This is a genomic window from Methylorubrum thiocyanatum (assembly GCA_014138645.1).
Taxonomy (GTDB): domain Bacteria; phylum Pseudomonadota; class Alphaproteobacteria; order Rhizobiales; family Beijerinckiaceae; genus Methylobacterium; species Methylobacterium thiocyanatum.
In genome coordinates this window covers 1-17,314 of record JACJIB010000018.1, presented here as the reverse complement: position 1 = coordinate 17,314, position 17,314 = coordinate 1, and the positions used below count along the sequence as shown (strand labels likewise).

Below are 17,314 nucleotides of genomic sequence, written 5' to 3'. Positions count from 1 at the left end.
ACGATCAGCGCTTCGGCGCGGGGTGGAGCAGCCCGGTAGCTCGTCAGGCTCATAACCTGAAGGTCGCTGGTTCAAATCCAGCCCCCGCAACCAACACACACTATCCCAATACACCACGCGCGATCGCAAGCGCAGACGCCCACACGCAGCCCGCCGACCCGAAAGGTCCGCGGGCTTTTTGCTGTCCAGCGTCCCGGCCCCGCGCAACGACCCCAGCGCGCCCCGAGAGGGGAGGGGACGAGACCAAAACCTCCGCACGATCGCTGAATGCAGGGGAGGGGAGGCGTCATTCGACCTTGATGCCGCCCATGTTGCCGGCAGGATAGGGGCTCGACACGAGAGGCTTCCCTCATGACCGCCATCCGGGCGCTTCTTCTGACCGTCGGTCTGCTTGTAGCGACGGCGGGCACGTACCTTGTCTGGGCCGTGACCAGCGATACCGGCTACGCCGCGGGCGGCCGGATGCTGAAGGCGCGCTACGGCTTCCTTGTCATGCCGCATGCCGAGCGTCAGAGCCTCCGCAAGCTCGCGCTGATGAAGGCGGCTGGGCAATGCGAGTGGGAACTCGACGAGATCTTCTGGAGTCGGGTCTATCAGCTCTATGTCGGAGACGAGCAGAGCGTTCGCGCCGCCGTCTACGCGACGTTCCTCGATGAGCAGGAGCGCTACTTCCTGATGGATACGGACCATCGCCGCTGTCAGGCGGCCTGGGCCCGATTCGGTACGGCCGGCGCCGATGTGCCGGGAATCCTGCGCACCGTTCGCTCAGACGCGGCGGAGCCGGCTGAAAAGGTTTTGATCGATGTCCGCGCCGAGGCGACGGCGCCCTGATCCGGTTCGGGGGCTGCGCCGGTCGTTCGGCGGGCGCGCAGGGGCCGGACGGCCGACATCCTAAAAAAGCCCCATGGCTGCATCATTGCGAAATGCCCGGCGAGGGCCGGATCGGTCTTGCCCGAACCGACGCTTCGCGCGACACGCAAGACCGTCATGCTCAAAACAGCCTTCGTCGCCGCGCGCGACCGTCAGCGCCTCTCGGAAATCGCTTCGGTCCTGATCGGCTTCGGGCTGACCAAGGTCGTCGACCGGCTCGGGCTGCACAACATCCCGCTGATCCCGCGCCGGACGCCGCGAGTCGATGTCACGCGGCTGTCGCAGCCGGAGCGGCTGCGCCGCGCCATCGAGACGCTGGGGCCGACCTTCATCAAGTTCGGTCAGATCCTCGCGAGCCGTCCGGACCTCCTGTCGCCGGTCTGGACCGACGAGCTGGAGAAGCTGCACAGTCAGGTGAAGCCGGTGCCGTGGGCCTTGATCGGCCCGCAGCTCGAAGCCGATCTCGGCGCGCCGCCGGAAGAGGTCTTCGCCGAGTTCGATCTGAACCCGATCGCCTCGGCCTCGATCGCCCAGGTCTACCGGGCACGCCTGCATTCCGGCGAGGAGGTCGTGGTCAAGGTCCTGCGGCCGGGCCTGCGCAAGATCATCGAGGCGGATCTGCGACTGATGGCGCATGGCGCGCGCATCGTCGAGGCGGAGTGGCCGGAGATGGCCCGCTACCAGCCTCAGGAGCAGATGCGCCACCTCGCCAACGGGCTCAACGGCGAACTCGACCTGCTCAACGAGGCCCGCAACTGCGAGATGATCGCGGAGATCTTCGCGGGCCGCGACGACATCGTCATTCCGAAGATCTTCTGGGAGTGGTGCTCCGAGCGGGTGCTCGTCCAGGAATTCGTTCACGGCATCTCGCCGAACGACGCCGCGGCCCTGCGTGCGATGGGGGCGGACAAGAAGGCGTTGGCGCAGAAGGGCTGCGATGCCTTCCTGCGCATGGCGCTGATCGAGGGCGTGTTCCATGCCGACCCTCACCCCGGGAACCTGCTGATCCTGCCCGGTAACCGGATCGGCTTCATCGATTTCGGCATCGTCGGGCGCCTGTCGCAGAAGCGGCGCCAGCAGCTCCTCGTGCTGATCGGCGCCATGCTCAAGCAGGATGTCGATGGCCTGATGGCCACGCTGCTCGACTGGACCGGCACCTCGAACCCGGATCTGAGCAAGCTGGAGCAATCCGCCCAGAACTTCGTCCAGGCCCATTCCTCGATCCCGCTCAATCTCGGGCTCGTGCTCACCGACTTCATGACCATGGCCCGCGAGAACGACCTCGCGATGCCGACCGACCTCGCGATCCTGTTCAAGGGGCTCGTCACCGCCGACGGTGTGATGCGCCAGCTCGATCCGAATTTCGACCTGTTCGCCGCGGCCGGCCCGACCGTGCGGGCGAGCATGCGCTCGCAATTCTCCCTACGCGGGCTGATGCGCAAGGCGGAGTCGCTGGGCACCGGCCTCTACGGCGCGGCGTCCGAGCTGCCGACGCTGATCCATCTCATGCTGGTGCGCCTCAAGCAGGGGCGCGTCACGGTCGAGATCGAGCTGAAGGGCATGGACAAGCTCGTGCGCGGCATCGAGCGCGGCGCGGCACGGGTCGCCGTCGGCCTCGTCGTGGCGGCCTTCGCCACGCAGCTCGCGCCGCGGCTGATCGATCTCGGCACGCCGGCCTTCGTCATCATCGGGATGACGGTGGCGATGCTCGGCATCGGCTGGCTGGTGCTGCTCAGCCGCGATCGCTGAGCCGAAGGGATCAGGCGCGGCCTCCGCCCGAGGGGCGGGGGCCGTGGCCGTCTGATCGGTTCGCGGGTCCGTTACAAGGAAATCGGCTCAGGCCCGGACGACGGGCTTGGCCTTGAGGGCGGCAGCCAGCGCCTTGAGCTGGCGGTCGAGGTCGGCCAGCTCGTTCAGGGCGATGGTCTTGTGGCCGGCCTTGACCGCGCGCTCGATGTCGCTGACCTGCGAGGAGGCCATGCGCTTCAGTTCGGTCGCGAGTTGGTCCCTGGTCATCGGCGCTCCTTTCATCACCAGGCTCGATGGCCCGGTGATAGGGGCTTAGGCTTAACCGGGGGTTTTCTTGGCGGCGTTCGCGTTCACCGTCCCGATCGCCCGGAGCGACCGCCGAGCAGGCCGCCGAGCGCCAGGGCCGCGCCGGCACCGAGCACGGCCACACCGATTCCGCTCAGGGTCGAGGCCGAGGGCAGGCGTTTGCGCGCGAGCCAGCCACCGTCGGACGCTGTGCCCTCGCTGACCGGCGTGCGCAGGGCCCCGTGCGTCACGGGAGCGGGAGCGGCCCGATCGAGGGCTCGGTTGAGGGCGATGCCCATCAGGTGCTCGGTCGGGCCCGGCGCCAGGGCGTAGGCGGCCTGAGCGGCGCGGGCGGGCCAGCCTACCGCGATCTCGTCGCGGGGATGACGCACGACGTGGACGAGGGTCTCGGCGACGTCCTCGGGAGCGTAGAGCATCAGGCCGGGGTCGAGGGTGCGTCCGGAGACGTTGGCGCCGTGCACGAAGCCCGGCGTGTCGACCATCGCGGGAAACACCGCGCAGACATGGATGTGGGGGTGGCGCCGCAGCTCCTGGCGCAGGCTGGCGGAAAAGCCGCGCAAGCCGAACTTGCTCGCGGTGTAGGCGGCGGCGAACGGGGCCGGCGCCCATCCGCCGAGTGAGACCATGTTGACGAGAACGCCCCGCTCCCGTTCGAGGAAGCGGGGCAGCACGGCGTAGGCGCCGTGCATGGCGCCGAACAGGTTCACCTCGACGGTGCGGCGATGCAGGTCGAGCGGCGCGTCCTGGAACGGACCGAACACGCCGGTGCCGGCATTGTTGATCCAGACATCGATGCGGCCGAACCGGTCTTCCGCCGCGCGGGCTAGGGCCTCGACCGCCTGCGGATCGGTCACGTCGGTCGGCACGGCGAGCGCTGCCCGGCCGATCCGGCCGCACGCCTCCGCCAGCCGTTCGAGCGGCTCCCGGCGCCGGGCCGCGACGACGACATGGGCGCCGGCCCGGGCGAAGGAAAGGGCGGCGGCGCGGCCGATGCCGCTCGATGCGCCGGCGATGACGACGACGGCTCCGTGCAGGTTCTTCAAGGCAGGCTCCCGGCCAAGGCGTCCGCACCGGGGGAGCGGACGCATCCATTCGGCGTTCGGAAAGGATCAGAGGATCGGCTTGCCGCCGGTCACCGCCACCGTGGCGCCCGAGACGTAGCTCGACTCGTCGGAGGCGAGCATCACGTAGACCGGCGCGAGTTCCTTCGGCTGGCCCGGCCGCTTCATCGGCACCTGCGAGCCGAACTGCTTCACCTTCTCGGCCGGCATCGTCGAGGGGATCAGCGGCGTCCAGATCGGCCCCGGCGCGACGCAGTTCACGCGGATGCCCCGCTCGGCCAGCATCTGCGCGAGGCCGCCGGTGTAATTCTGGATCGCGCCCTTCGTGGTGGCGTAGGCGAGCAGTTGCGGGCTCGGCGTGTCGGCGTTGACCGAGGTCGTGTTGATGATGGACGAGCCCTCGCCCATGTGCGGCAGCGCCGCCTTGGTCAGGTAGAACATCGCGTGGATGTTGACCTGGAAGGTCTTCTCCCACTCCTCGTCCGAGATCTCTTCCGGCGCGGTGAAGGTCGCCTGATGCGCGGCGTTGTTGACGAGCACGTCGACCCGCCCGAAGGCCTCCACCGCCCGCTCGACGATCCGCCGGCAATGGGCCGCGTCGCCGATATTGCCCGGCACCAGAACCGCCTTGCGGCCGGCCTCTTCGATCAGGCGGCGCGTTTCGGCGGCGTCCTCCTCCTCGTCGAGATAGGAGATCAGCACGTCGGCGCCCTCGCGGGCGAAGGCGAGCGCCACGGCCCGGCCGATGCCTGAATCACCGCCGGTGATGATCGCCTTCTTGCCCTCCAGGCGGCCGGACCCCTTGTAGCTCGTCTCGCCGTGATCCGGCTTCGGGTCCATGTCCCGCGTCGCGCCGGGCATCGGTTGGGGCTGATCGGGAAAGGGGGGCTTGGGAAAGGATTCCATGGGCCGGGCTCCGGTGTCGAGGATTGAGCGCGTCGGGGCGTACGTGCAGGGATGTCGGAGAATGCCCGGACAACCCGCCCGGGCAGGGGGAGTTCGAAGGAAATTTGACTCGCCCCATCGGTCTCCCGCCGCGTTTGGATGCAGGAGTGTCATCACCGGCCGAGCCGCTGGGCGCGATCATCCGCGCCGTAAGCGGCCTCTGGGCGCATCTCGGGGAGAGAACGAGCGGATGCCGACGGATCGGGCGTTGCGTCATGGGAATGAGGACATGAGAGACGAGCGGGCCGCCGCGGAGGATGCGCGGCAGGAAGCCAGCGCCGAGACGACGCGCCGGGCCGATCGCGACACCAGCCGCATCCGCTGGCTGCGGGATCAGGTTACGCGGCTCCACAAGCGTCTGCCGCTGCGCCGCCGTTTCGCCGGCGGCCTCGCGCACGGGATCATGTCGTCGGTCGCGGCCATCGCCGCCTATCTGCCGACCCAGCTTCTCGGGCTGCAGGAGGGATTCTGGGCCGCGATCACCGCGGTCGCGGTGGCCCAAACCGAGTTCGGCGCCACCCGCTCCACCGCCCGGGACCAATTCACCGGCGCCGCCATCGGCGGCCTCATCGGACTCGCGGCCTACCTCACCCTGGGTCCGTCCGTCCCGACCTACGCTTTGGGCGTGGTGCTGGCGATCCTCGCCTGCTGGCTCCTCAACGTGGCGAGCGCCTGCCGCCTTGCCGGCATCACCGCCACGATCATCCTGCTCGTCCCCCATCTCGGGCCGGTGGAGCGCATGGCGGGTTCGCGCGTGCTGGAGGTCGGCTGGGGCGTGAGCGTGGCCATCGTCACGGTCTGGCTGGTGACGCGGGTGAACCGCTGGCTCGGGGTCAAGCTGTAGCGCCGGATTTCTTCGGAGGAACTTGGCCGTACGCGCCTCGGGTTTCCTGCGGCGATGCCCGAGCGGCATCACCGGTCGAACCGCGAGGACGTTTCATGAAGGCACTGTGCTGGCACGGCAAAGGCGACATCCGCTGCGACACGGTGCCGGATCCGACGATCGAGGATTCCCGCGACGTCATCATCAAGGTCACGTCCTGCGCGATCTGCGGTTCCGACCTCCACCTGATGGACGGGCAGATGCCGACGATGAAGTCGGGCGACGTGCTCGGGCATGAATTCATGGGCGAGGTGGTCGAGACCGCGCCGGGCTTCACCAAGTTCAAGAAGGGCGACCGCATCGTCGTGCCCTTCAACATCAATTGCGGCGAGTGCCGCCAGTGCAAGCTCGGCAACTGGTCGGTCTGCCAGCGCTCGAACCGCAACGCCGAGATGGCGGCGGCGCAGTTCGGCTTCACCACCGCCGGCCTGTTCGGTTACTCGCACATCACCGGCGGCTACTGGGGGGGACAAGCCGAGTACGTGCGCGTGCCGATGGCCGATGTCGCGCCGATGAAGGTGCCGGACGGCATGGACGACGAATCCGTCCTGTTCCTCACCGACATCCTGCCCACCGGCTGGCAGGGCGCCGAGCATTGCGAGATCAAGGGCGGCGAGATCATCGCCGTATGGGGCGCAGGGCCCGTCGGCCTGTTCGCGATCCAGTCAGCGAAGATCATGGGCGCCGAGCGGATCATCGCCATCGACACCGTGCCCGAGCGCCTCGCGCTGGCACGGAAATACGGCGCGACCGACATCATCGACTTCGCCAAGGACGACGTGTTCGAGCGCATCAAGGAGATCAGCCGGGGCGAGGGCGCCGACGGCGTGATCGACTGCGTCGGCATGGAGGCGAGCGCCGGCCACGGCATTTCCAGCGTGATCTCGACGCTGCAGGAGAAGCTGACCTCGACCGAGCGCCCCTACGCGCTGATGGAAGCGATCCGTGCGGTGCGGCCCTGCGGCATCGTCTCGGTGCCCGGCGTCTACGGTGGACCGATCCCCGTCAATATGGGCGCGATCGTGCAGAAGGGGCTCACGATGAAGAGCGGCCAGACGCATGTGAAGCGCTACCTCGAACCGCTGACCAAGCTGATCCAGCAGGGCAAGTTCGACACCGCCTCGCTGATCACCCACCGCTCCACCGACCTCGCGGACGGACCCGACCTCTACAAGACGTTTCGCGACAAGAAGGACGGCTGCGTGAAGGTCGTCTTCCACCCGAACTGAGCCGCCCAACGACGGGGAAAAGGGAATCTGGAGCGAGTCATGGCGGGCAAGGACGGCCTGAAATTCGGAGAACTCGGCCCGCGGGCCGTCCATCTCTGCGTCGACGCGCAGCGCATGTTCTCCGAGGAGACCGATTGGCACACGCCCTGGCTCGCTCGCATCCTGCCCAATATCGAGCGTCTGACCGCCGTCCGTCCGGAGCGGACCGTGTTCACCCGCTTCGTCCCGATCCGCTCGGCCGAGGAGGGACGGGGCGCGTGGCGGCGCTACTACGAGCACTGGCCCAAGATGACGCTCGATGCGCTCGGGCCCGAGATGGTCGAGCTGATGCCGAGCCTGACCCGGTTCGTGCCGCCGGCCAAGGTCGTCGACAAACTCGTCTACTCGCCCTGGATGAGGCCCGATCTGGAGCGGATGCTGGAGGCGGAGGCGATCGACACCCTCGTGGTGACGGGGGGCGAGACCGATGTCTGCGTGCTCGCCACCATCCTCGGCGCGGTCGATCGCGGCTACCGGGTCATCGTCGCCTGCGACGCGGTCTGCTCGTCGGCCGACCAGACCTACGACGCGATGATGTTCCTCTACCAGAGCCGCTTCGGCGAGCAGATCGAGACGGCTCCGACCGCCGAGATCCTCGATGCCTGGAACTGACGTCCGGCGCTGACGGCCGAGGCCGAGGCCGAGGTTCGTGGCTGAGGATCGTGGTTGACCTTGGCGGTCGACCGCCGTTGATCCGGCGCCGCTCTCCCGAATCCGGCGAAACTGAGCCGTTCGCGGCCGGGTTCACCGGCTGACAACCTCCGGGACGACACCCGAGCGTCGGGCTCCCGGCCGCCTCACGAGACAGGAGACGCCCATGCCGAGCGCTGCCAAGAAGCCGCTCGACCAGCAGGTCATCGTCATCACCGGCGCCTCCAGCGGCATCGGGCTGGCGACCGCGCGCATGGCCGCGGCGCGCGGTGCCCGGATCGTGCTCGCCGCCCGCAACGGCGAGGCCCTGGCCGAGATCCGGGCCGAGATCGAGCGGCAGGGCGGGGAGGCGCTCGACGTGGTCACCGATGTCTCCGACCGCGCCCAGGTCGAGGCCCTGGCCCGCGCCGCGATCGAGCGCTACGGCCGCATCGACACCTGGGTGAACGATGCCGGGCTCTCGATCATCGGACGGCTCGAACAGGTCGAGGACAGCGACCATCGGCGCCTGTTCGACGTCAATTTCTGGGGGGTGGTCTACGGCTCGCTCGTGGCCCTGCCGCATCTGAAGGAGAGCGGCGGCACGCTGATCAATCTCGGCAGCGTCGCCTCCGACGTCGCCTTCCCGCTCCAGGGCATGTACAGCGCGAGCAAGCACGCCATAAAAGGCTTCACCGATTCCCTGCGCATCGAGCTGAAGGAGGAGGGGGCGCCGGTCGCGGTCACCCTGATCAAGCCGGCGGCGATCGACACGCCCTTTCCGGCGAATGCCCGCAACTACACGGACCGCGAGCCGAAGCTGCCGCCGCCGGTCTACCGCACCGAAGAGGTCGCCGAGGCGATCCTTCACGCGGCGGTGCATCCCCGCCGCGACATCTATATCGGCGGCGGCGGCCGGATCATGAGCGCGGCCCAGGCCGTGGCCCCCCACGTCTTCGACACGGTCGGGAGCAGCATGGCGGGCCTGCAGCAGCGCGAGGAGCCGCCCCGTGATCCGGACGGGTCGCTCTACCGGGCCGGCCCAGGCGGCCGTACCGCCGGAAGCCATCCGGGCTATGTGATGCGGCGCAGCCTCTACACGCGCTCCGCGCTCCACCCGCTGACCACCGCGGCGGTCGTCGCAGGCGTCGGGCTCGCCGCCGCAGCGAGCCTCATCGGCGGCAGCCGCCACCGCTGAGACAGGCCCCCTGCGTCGGTGAGCACATCGCAATCCGCTCACCGACCGCTTCGACACCCTTTCGACGCGCTCCCTGCCGAACCGGCATCCACATCGGCGGAGCGCATCTCAGCCGATCCCCCTGGATGCGCCGAGAGGAGCCGACGTGGCGAGCCTGGACAGAACCCTCGATCTCTTCTCGGCCCTGCTCGCCTCCGAGCAGCCGGTCCAGGTCGGCGAGGCCGACGAGGCGATCTGGGCCTATCTCGCCGCGTATGACGGTCTCGAGGCGCAGAGCCAGGCGCTCAACCGCCTCGGGCAAGGCGTGGCAGGACTCGATGCGTCCTCCGCCTTCATGCCCATCCTGCTCGACGCTCTCGACCGCCACCGGGCGCGGCTCTCCGAACCCTCCGCGTGAACCGCTCCCCGTGACCTCGGGCTCTCGCCTTGCACCGCCGTTTCCCGAAAAGGGGCTCCTCTCGGGAGCATGCTCCGGCAGCGGTGAGAAACGCGTCAGGGCACGGCCTCCCCGCGTCTCTGGGATCGAGAGGCGACCTCCGAAAGGTCCCAGCGAGCGCCGCGCACGTCAAGCAAGCGGGGCGGTTCGATCCGCTCGATGATTGATCTTGGCTGTTTCGCTCGCTCGGCCAGGTGTCGTCCCGCAGCTTAAAAAGCTCCGCTTGCACCACTGACGGGCGGGAAAGCTATACCATTCGGAGCCTCTTTGCTGGCGGCTCCCTGATCTGTTCCTCGAACAGTCGTGATTGGGCGGAAACCGAGGCATCGGTTACCGTCATATTATCGCCTCTTGTTCGCGTAGAGTGCGGGCATCTCACAGATCGACGGTACGGAGAGCGCGGGCGACGGCGCACCGTACGTTCACCCTCGTCGCTGAGTTGGATCACGCATGCCCAAGTTCGCCCTCACTGCCGCTCTGGCCGCCGCGCTCGTCTCGCCGGCGATGGCGGGGGATTTCGACGGGACATGGTCGGTGCAGCTCGTGACCGAGAGCGGTCTGTGCGACGCGCAGTACAGCTACACCCTCGCGGTGCGCGACGGTCAGGTTCGTCCGATCACGAACGCGTCCTCCGGCGGGACCACGGTGACCGGCCGCGTCGAGGCGAATGGCGGCGTCGGCCTGAACGTCGCGACGGCGGCGGCGAACGGCACCGCCTCGGGCCGCCTCCAGACCCGCTCGGGCTCCGGCACGTGGCGCGTCTCGGGCGGCCTCTGCACCGGCCGCTGGATGGCCAAGCGCCACACGGTCCGCACCGCCTCGGCCGAGTGACGGGACCGGGATTTTCTGAAGTGAGGGGCGGGCCCGCAAGGCCCGCCCTTTTTCGTGCGGGAGCGACCGTGTTCGTCAGACCGCCGTTTCGAGCCAGGTCCGGGCCTCGCCGATGCGGGCGCGCTCGAACACCTTGATCTGCACCGGCGAGACGAAGCCGAAGGTCTCGGCCACCGCCCGCAGCCAGGTCGCGTCGGTGACGAGCGCCACGTGGCTCACGCCCTTCATCATCGAGATGCCGAAGCGGGGATCCTTGAAGAAGGCCGCCGGCTCCATGCCCTCGAAGCTGCGGATGTCCTCCAGCAGTTTGAGACGGCCGCCCTTGTCGAGGTCCGCTTTCATCGCGGTCATCACCGCGTTCATCTCCTCGTCGGAGATCTTCCCATCGACGACGATCTCGGCGATCGCGGAATCGGGCTTTTTCTCGTAGGTCAGCAAGGTGCGGCGCTCCTCGATTGAGCCGAGGGCCAGAGACCGGATGGTGACCTCGAGCCGGCGGCGAACGGACCCGATTATAGAAAGCTCTGCGGGTCCACGTCGATTGCGACCTTGAGATTACCCCGCGGCTTCGGTCCGCGGGCGAGCCAGTCCCGCAGGTAGCTCTGCACGTCGATGCCGCGCTCGGTCTTCACCAGCAGCCGGAAGCGCCAGCGCCCGCGCACCAGGGCGAGCGGCGCCTCGGCCGGGCCGAGCACCGTGACGCCGGCCGGCGGATCGGCGACCCGCGCCAAGCCCTGGCCGTGCGCCTCGGCCTTCTCCCGCTCCTCGGCCGAGACGATGAGCGCCGCCAGCCGCCCGAACGGCGGCAGCCCCGCCGCCTCGCGAGCCCAGATCTCCTCCTCGTAGAAGCGGTCGGCGTCGCCCGAGAGCAGGGCGGCGATGACCGGGTGCTCGGGCTGGTAGGTCTGGACCAGGGCACGCCCCGGCCGCTCGCCGCGGCCCGCGCGCCCCGTCACCTGCTGCAGGAGCTGGAAGGTGCGCTCGGCCGCCCGCGGATCACCGGAGGTGAGGCCGATATCGGCGTCGAGCACGCCCACCAGAGTCAGGTGCGGGAAGTTGTGGCCCTTGGCCACGAGCTGCGTGCCGATGACGATGTCGCACTCGCCCGCCGCCACGGTCTCGAGTTCCTGGCGCAGGCGCTCGGCCCCGCCGGGAAAGTCGCTCGACAGCACGACGATGCGCTGCTCGGGGAACAGCTCGGTCACCTCCTCGGCGATCCGCTCGACGCCCGGTCCGCAGGGGGTGAGATGGTCGAAGGCGCCGCACTCGGTGCAGGCCTCGGGCTTGCGCTCGGCATAGCCGCATTGATGGCAGACCAGTGCCCGGCGGAAGCGGTGCTCCACGAGCCAAGTCGAGCAGTTGCGGCACTGGTAGCGGTGGCCGCAGGCCCGGCACAGGGTGAGCGGCGCGTAGCCCCGGCGGTTGAGGAACAGCAGCGCCTGATCGCCTGAGGCCAGGGTCGCCTTCACCGCGTTCACCATCGGCGGCGACAGGAAGCGCCCGCGCTCCGGCTTGTCGAGGCGCATGTCGATGGCCGCGATGTCGGGCAGCGGCCGCCCGCCGAAGCGGCCGGGGAGCACGACGTGGCGGTAGCGCCCGCTCTGCGCATTGACCCGCGATTCGATCGAGGGCGTCGCCGAGGCGAGCACCACCGGGCAACCCTCGATCTTGCCGCGCACCACCGCCATGTCGCGGGCATGGTAGTGGACGCCGTCCTCCTGCTTGTAGGCGGTCTCGTGCTCCTCATCGACGACGATCAGGCCGAGATTCCGGAACGGCAGGAACAGGGCCGAGCGGGCGCCGACCACCACCGAGACCTCGCCCGCGGCCACACCCGCCCGCAGCCGCTCGCGGCGCCGGCCGCCGATGCCGGAATGCCAGGTCGCCGGCCGCACGCCGAAGCGCCCGGCGAAGCGGTCGAGGAATTGCGCGGTGAGCGCGATCTCCGGCATCAGCACCAGGGCCTGCCGCCCCTGCCGCACGCATTCGGCGACCGCCTCGAAATAGACCTCGGTCTTGCCCGAGCCCGTCACGCCTTCGAGGAGGACCGTCTCACCGGTCACGGTCTCCGCCGGGGCGGCGGCGTTCGCGATCAGGGCGTGCGCGGCCTCGGCCTGCGCCTCCGACAGCGGCACCCGCGGATGGTCCGGGTCCGGCGGCAGGGCCACGGGCTCCGGCATCAAAGCCACCGTCTCCAGCGCGCCGTCGTCGATCAGACCGTCGACCACGCTGAGCGAGACCCCCGCCTCCTTGGCCAGCACGCTCTTGCCCCGCACTGCGCCGTCGGCGGCCACCGCCATCACCTTGCCGCGGGCCACCGTCTGCCGGGCCGGCGGTTTGCCGGACGGGCGCACGCCGATCCGCGGCGCCTCGTTGCGGGCGGTCTCGTCGGGCAGGCGCAGCGCCATGGCGAGCGCCGAGCCCTTCGGCGCCAGGGTGTAGCGGGCGAGCCAATCGACCAGCTTGCGCAGGGATTCGGAGAGCGGCGGCGCCTCGACGCGGCCCGTGACCGGCCTGAGGTTCCCGCCGGATGCCCGCTCGTCGAGCCCCCAGACCACGCCGATCGTCTCGCGCGGTCCCAGGGGCACCTGCACGATGTCGCCCGCGGCGAGGTCGAGCCCGGCCGGCACCGCGTAGCTGTAGGCGGTGTCGAGGGCGAGGGGGATCAGGATGTCGGCGACGACGGGCATGGAATCATGGGAGCTGCCTGATTTGTTCTATATATGTCCCGGATCGCGAAGGCGAATGCGACGAGGGGCTTGAAGATGGCACCTTATCGGATGCGGGAGAGGCCGCGCGCAACGGGAACGGCGGCGAGGCTCGCTGCGGTCATGACCCAGAAACCGTTCGTGCCGAATTGTTCGTAGAGAGAGCCCGAGAGCAGCGTCATCAGCGCGGAGGCGAGGCCGAGGCCGAAGGTGCCGTAGACTGTGAGCGCCGTCGCCCGGCGATGCTCCGGCACGATGGCCACGATGAGCCGCAGGCAGGCGAGGTGCAGGAGCGCGAAGGTGAGTCCGTGCAGCGCCTGGATTCCGGCGAGGGCGGGCAGCCAGGAAGTCTGCGCCTGCACTGCCCAGCGCAGCGCCCCCGCCAGGGCGGCGAGCACCAGCGCCCGCTCCGGCCCGAACCGCGCAATGAGCCGCGGCCCGAGCCAGAGGAACACCGCCACCTCCGCCGCCACCGCCTCGGCCCAGAGCAGTCCTGCGGTGCGGGGCGCGATGCCCGCGGCCTGCCAGACGATGACCGCGAAGGCATCGTGCATGGCGTGCGCGCCGATCACCAGCGCGGCGGCGAGCAGGAGCCGGCGGAAGCGGGCATCCGCGGCGAGCGAAGCGAACCCGCCGCCCGCGTCGCCGCCCGGATCCGCCGGGGCCGGTGCCGACGGAAGCCGCAGCGTCAGCGCTGCCCCCGCCGCGAAGAGGAGGCCGCAGGCCAGCGGGCCGACGCCGTGCCCGAAGAGTCCGACGAGGGTGCCGGTCAGGACGGTGGTGGCGATGAAGGCGGCGGAACCGGCGGCGCGGACGCGGCCGTAAGCGGCGTCGTCGCGGCTGCCGGCGAGGGCCACCGTATCGGCCAGCGGGGCGAGTGGCGCGGTGGCTGCCGCCTGCGCGAGGGCAACGGCGAGCAGCACGGGAAATCCGTGGCCGCCGAGGAAGGCCAGGGTCAGCGCCGCCGAGAGGGCGAGCCCCGCGGCGAGGAAGGCCCGCACGGCGCCGAAGCGGTCGGCGAGCCGTCCGGCCAGCGGGCCGGCGGCAAGCCGCACCAGCATCCCGGCGGAGAGCAGTGTTCCGATCTCTCTGGCTCCAAGCCCCCGCGTTTCGAGGAAGGCCGGCAGAAAGGGCGAGAGCGCACCGTAGCCGCCGTAGAGGGCTGCGTAGAGGAGCAGGAGGCGGCCTGACCCGGAAAGGGCGTCGCGCTGTCTGCCTTCCGCCGCCAGCACCGCGCGCACTCCCCTTGCTCGTTCCCGAGGCGAGGATGCCAGGGAATGCCGGCGGATCGAAGCGAGGCCGGTCGCGGTCTGCCGCTTTCGTTCGCCTGACGACGCCGACCTATCCCCGCGCCGCTGCCTCGCGCGCCCGCTGCGCCTGAGTGACGCCGCCATAGCCCCAGCCATCCGCCGGCACCTCCTGCACGACGACGTAGGTCGCCAGCGGCAGCGGTCCGGGCAGTGTCCGCGCCAGCAGGTCGTGGGCGGCGGCCACGAACCGGGCTTTCTCCTCCGCCGAGTTGGTGCCCAGCGTCACCCGCGCCTCGAGATGCGCCGCCGGGGTCACGGCCATGCCGCCGACGGACCAGCCGCCGGCCGGCGCCGGCTCGACCAGGACGGCGGTGAGATCCGCCCGCTTGCCGAGCACCTCCGCCATCAGCGCGGTGATCCCGCGTTGGAGTGCGGTGATCCTCTCGCTCCCGGTCTCCAGGCCGGCGGTCGTGACTCTGATGAAGGGCATGGCGGTTCTCTCCGATCCGGCAGCGGCGGCCGATCCGCCGTTGACGCTCGCGATTGAACCGCGCAGCATCGTTCAGGAAAATCGCGTAGTTCTTCATCGACACTTCGGAAAAGCTCAACCATGGCGGCGCTCCCCGTCAATCTCGACATGGATGTCCTGCGCACCTTCGTGACCGGGATCGATCTCGGCAGCTTCGCCAAGGCCGCGACTCGGCTGGGCCGCTCGCCCTCGGCAATCAGCCTGCAACTGCGCAAGCTGGAGGATCAGGTCGGCCAGCCCCTCCTGCGCCGGAACGGCCGGGGGCTGGCGCTGACCGAACCGGGCGAGATGCTCCTGGGCTATGCCCGCCGCCTGCTCGATCTCAACGACGCCGCGGTGAGCGCCGTCGCCGGGCCCGCCCTGTCCGGCTGGGTGCGGCTGGGCCTGCCGCAGGATTTCACCGAGACCGGATTGCCGGCGGTGCTCGCCCGCTTCGCGCAGGCGCACCCGGCAGTGCGGGTCGAGGCGCATGTGGAGCGCGACGCGGTCCTGCGGGCTGACGTGGAGGCCGGCCGCCTCGACCTCGCCTTGGTGTGGGATGCGGCGCCCGCGGCGGGGGAGGGGACGTTGGTCGCCAGACTGCCCATGGTCTGGGTCGGACCACGGGGGAATGCAGGGCTCGCCGCGCAGCGTCCGCTGCCGCTCGCCCTGTTCGGGCCGCCCTGCCTCTTCCGCCACGCTGCGACCGAGGCCCTCGACGCCGCCGGCATCCCCTGGCGCATCGCCTTCAGCAGCCCCGGTCTCACGGGATTGTGGGCGGCGGTGGCCGCCGGCCTCGGCGTCACCCTGCGCACCCCGCACGCTCTGCCGCCGTCGCTGCGACCCCTCGATCCGGACGAGGCGGGTCTGCCTCCGCTGACGAGCCTGCGCCTCCGCTTGGTCCGTGGCACGAGCGGCACCGATCCGGCGGTGGAGCGGTTCGCCGAACTCCTCGGCGAGACGCTCGCCGATGCCACCCGTCTGACGGCTCCGCTTCCGTGACCGAGGGCGTCCTTCTCCTTCACGGGATCGCCCGCCGAGCCGCTTCGTGCGTCCCCCGGAGCGGCCCCGGCATCCGCCGCCTGGAACGAAGCGTCATCCGTTCCATTTTCCTTGCGCCGATAGGCTGCCCTCGACTTCAAACTGGTCTAAGGAGCGTGCTGCCGACGGTCGCGCTCCGGGGCTCGTCGGCCGTGCGGTCTTCACGCCGCCCGTCTCGACGTGTCACCCGAGAAAGGGGCCTCCACCGGCCATGAGCAGCCTCGTCACCGCGCCCGGCGCTACGACCCGCCCGCAATCGCAGCTCGTGACCGTGTTCGGCGGCTCCGGCTTCCTCGGGCGCCACGTGGTGCGGGCCCTGGCGAAGCGCGGCTACCGCATCCGCGTCGCCGTACGCCGGCCCGATCTCGCGCTGTTCCTGCAGCCGCTGGGCAAGGTCGGCCAGATCGTCGCCGTCCAGGCCAACCTCCGCTATCCCGATTCGATCCGCCGTGCGGTCGAGCATTCCGACATCGTCATCAACCTCGTCGGCATCCTGCAGGAGACGGGGAGCCAGCGCTTCTCGAAGCTCCAGACCGAGGGGGCCGGCGAGATCGCCCGGGCCGCCGCGGCGGTGGGGGCGAAGCTGGTCCATGTCTCCGCACTCGGCGCCGACCCGGATTCGCCCTCGCTCTATGCCCGCTCGAAGGCGCTCGGCGAGGCGCAGGTGCTGCGGGCCTGCCCGGACGCGGTGATCTTCCGTCCCTCGCTGGTGTTCGGCCCCGGCGACAGCTTCTTCAACCGCTTCGCCGCGCTCGCGACCTTCCTGCCGGCCCTGCCGCTCGCCGGGGCGCAGAGCCGCTTCCAGCCGGTCTTCGTCGGTGACGTCGCGGAGGCGATCGCCCGCGCCGTCGACGGGCTGGTGCCCGGCGGCCGCGTCTACGAACTCGGCGGGCCGGAGGTGAACACGCTCGAATACTTCGTGCGCTACATGCTCGAGGTGACGATGCGCCGCCGCGCGGTGCTCGACCTGCCGGAGCCCGTCGCCCGCCTGCAGGCTCGCGTGATCGAGATCGCCGACACGCTGACCCTCGGGCTGCTGCCGGCCAACTTCAAGCTGACCCGCGATCAGGTCACCCTGCTCCAGACCGACAACGTCGTCTCCGATGCCGCGAAGGCGGAGGGGCGCACGATCGAGGCGCTCGGCATCGTGCCCACCGCCGTCGAGGCGATCGTGCCCGGCTATCTCTGGCGTTTCCGCAAGGCGGGGCAGTTCGCGCAGGGACGTGGCACTGAGGCACAAGCCGGCGTGCCGGATCTGCTCGCCCCGCAGAGCGAATCGACCCAGTCGCTCCACCGCCCGTCCCGCGCCAGCGGTCCGGCGATCGGCCAGAAGGCCGCCGGGCAGAGCCAGATGGGCGCGCGCTGGGGAACCCGAGGCTGAACGGCAATGGCACCCCGTCCGCGGGGTGCCTCTGCGCGGCGCCTGGAGAGCCCGTGGCGGCGTCTCTCACACTTTTTGCGTTTTTTCGATTGACGGGGCGGGTCGGGCTCCATATACCCACTTTCACCAACGGGGCGCCGCGGTCCACCACTGCGTGGCCGAGAGCTTCGACGGTCTTCGGGATTGTCGGTGGAGCGGAGCTGATCCGGGTGACTGGATCGGGCGATCGCTGTCCTTCTCGTCTCGGGG

The 17,314-nt window shown here is 70.0% G+C and carries 17 protein-coding genes and 1 tRNA gene; 11 read left to right on the top strand and 7 right to left on the bottom strand.

Annotation, left to right across the window (positions count from 1 at the left end; translation table 11 throughout):
• Positions 1 to 16 precede the first annotated feature (16 nt).
• From HNR51_RS26210 to HNR51_RS26200, 3 genes are all read left to right on the top strand, one after another.
• Positions 17 to 93: transfer RNA gene (locus tag HNR51_RS26210), tRNA-Met, on the top strand.
• Positions 94 to 351: 258 nt separating this feature from the next.
• Complete coding sequence (locus HNR51_RS26205) at positions 352 to 831, top strand: hypothetical protein (RefSeq protein ID WP_182556916.1); 480 nt, start codon at positions 352 to 354, stop codon at positions 829 to 831.
• 156 nt (positions 832 to 987) lie between these two features.
• On the top strand, positions 988 to 2,619 hold the full coding sequence (locus HNR51_RS26200; protein ID WP_012453252.1) for an ABC1 kinase family protein: 1,632 nt from the start codon (positions 988 to 990) through the stop codon (positions 2,617 to 2,619).
• Between the two features lie 87 nt (positions 2,620 to 2,706).
• Here the strand turns inward: HNR51_RS26200 and HNR51_RS26195 are convergent, their stop codons facing one another.
• From HNR51_RS26195 to HNR51_RS26185, 3 genes are all read right to left on the bottom strand, one after another.
• Positions 2,707 to 2,886, bottom strand: coding sequence for a hypothetical protein (locus tag HNR51_RS26195; RefSeq protein WP_012453251.1), 180 nt, complete (start codon positions 2,884 to 2,886; stop codon positions 2,707 to 2,709).
• Between the two features lie 83 nt (positions 2,887 to 2,969).
• Positions 2,970 to 3,968, bottom strand: coding sequence for an SDR family oxidoreductase (locus tag HNR51_RS26190; RefSeq protein WP_182556915.1), 999 nt, complete (start codon positions 3,966 to 3,968; stop codon positions 2,970 to 2,972).
• 66 nt (positions 3,969 to 4,034) lie between these two features.
• Positions 4,035 to 4,892 carry an SDR family oxidoreductase gene (locus HNR51_RS26185; RefSeq protein ID WP_182556914.1) on the bottom strand — a complete coding sequence of 286 codons (858 nt, stop codon included), beginning with the start codon at positions 4,890 to 4,892 and terminating at the stop codon, positions 4,035 to 4,037.
• Positions 4,893 to 5,121: 229 nt separating this feature from the next.
• Here HNR51_RS26185 and HNR51_RS26180 point away from each other — a divergent pair, with 229 nt between their 5' ends.
• The 6 genes from HNR51_RS26180 (at position 5,122) to HNR51_RS26155 (ending at position 10,177) form a co-directional block, all read left to right on the top strand.
• Positions 5,122 to 5,775 (top strand): FUSC family protein, encoded by a 654-nt coding sequence (locus tag HNR51_RS26180; protein ID WP_182556913.1) that lies wholly within the window; start codon positions 5,122 to 5,124, stop codon positions 5,773 to 5,775.
• 95 nt (positions 5,776 to 5,870) lie between these two features.
• Positions 5,871 to 7,043: a zinc-dependent alcohol dehydrogenase gene (locus tag HNR51_RS26175; RefSeq protein ID WP_012453247.1), complete on the top strand. Its 1,173-nt coding sequence runs from the start codon at positions 5,871 to 5,873 to the stop codon at positions 7,041 to 7,043.
• Positions 7,044 to 7,082: 39 nt separating this feature from the next.
• Positions 7,083 to 7,694 carry a cysteine hydrolase family protein gene (locus HNR51_RS26170; RefSeq protein ID WP_182556912.1) on the top strand — a complete coding sequence of 204 codons (612 nt, stop codon included), beginning with the start codon at positions 7,083 to 7,085 and terminating at the stop codon, positions 7,692 to 7,694.
• A 205-nt stretch (positions 7,695 to 7,899) separates the two neighbouring features.
• Positions 7,900 to 8,910 (top strand): SDR family oxidoreductase, encoded by a 1,011-nt coding sequence (locus tag HNR51_RS26165; protein ID WP_182556911.1) that lies wholly within the window; start codon positions 7,900 to 7,902, stop codon positions 8,908 to 8,910.
• Between the two features lie 145 nt (positions 8,911 to 9,055).
• On the top strand, positions 9,056 to 9,307 hold the full coding sequence (locus HNR51_RS26160; protein ID WP_012453244.1) for a hypothetical protein: 252 nt from the start codon (positions 9,056 to 9,058) through the stop codon (positions 9,305 to 9,307).
• 489 nt (positions 9,308 to 9,796) lie between these two features.
• Positions 9,797 to 10,177 carry a hypothetical protein gene (locus HNR51_RS26155; RefSeq protein WP_012453243.1) on the top strand — a complete coding sequence of 127 codons (381 nt, stop codon included), beginning with the start codon at positions 9,797 to 9,799 and terminating at the stop codon, positions 10,175 to 10,177.
• Positions 10,178 to 10,252: 75 nt separating this feature from the next.
• On the opposite strand, the gene HNR51_RS26150 is transcribed toward HNR51_RS26155, so the two are convergent.
• The 4 genes from HNR51_RS26150 to HNR51_RS26135 form a co-directional block, all read right to left on the bottom strand.
• A complete protein-coding gene (locus HNR51_RS26150; protein ID WP_012453242.1) occupies positions 10,253 to 10,615 on the bottom strand; it encodes a SpoIIAA family protein in 363 nt (120 codons plus the stop codon).
• Between the two features lie 74 nt (positions 10,616 to 10,689).
• Entirely contained in the window at positions 10,690 to 12,867 is a 2,178-nt protein-coding gene (locus tag HNR51_RS26145) for a primosomal protein N' (protein ID WP_182556910.1), read from the bottom strand.
• 83 nt (positions 12,868 to 12,950) lie between these two features.
• Positions 12,951 to 14,117 carry an MFS transporter gene (locus HNR51_RS26140; RefSeq protein WP_182556917.1) on the bottom strand — a complete coding sequence of 389 codons (1,167 nt, stop codon included), beginning with the start codon at positions 14,115 to 14,117 and terminating at the stop codon, positions 12,951 to 12,953.
• Between the two features lie 109 nt (positions 14,118 to 14,226).
• On the bottom strand, positions 14,227 to 14,625 hold the full coding sequence (locus tag HNR51_RS26135; protein ID WP_182556909.1) for a tautomerase family protein: 399 nt from the start codon (positions 14,623 to 14,625) through the stop codon (positions 14,227 to 14,229).
• A 120-nt stretch (positions 14,626 to 14,745) separates the two neighbouring features.
• Here HNR51_RS26135 and HNR51_RS26130 point away from each other — a divergent pair, with 120 nt between their 5' ends.
• Positions 14,746 to 15,645, top strand: a complete 900-nt coding sequence (locus HNR51_RS26130) for a LysR substrate-binding domain-containing protein (protein ID WP_182556908.1) — start codon at positions 14,746 to 14,748, stop codon at positions 15,643 to 15,645.
• A gap of 250 nt (positions 15,646 to 15,895) precedes the next feature.
• Complete coding sequence (locus tag HNR51_RS26125) at positions 15,896 to 17,065, top strand: complex I NDUFA9 subunit family protein (protein ID WP_012453237.1); 1,170 nt, start codon at positions 15,896 to 15,898, stop codon at positions 17,063 to 17,065.
• Positions 17,066 to 17,314: the final 249 nt, after the last annotated feature.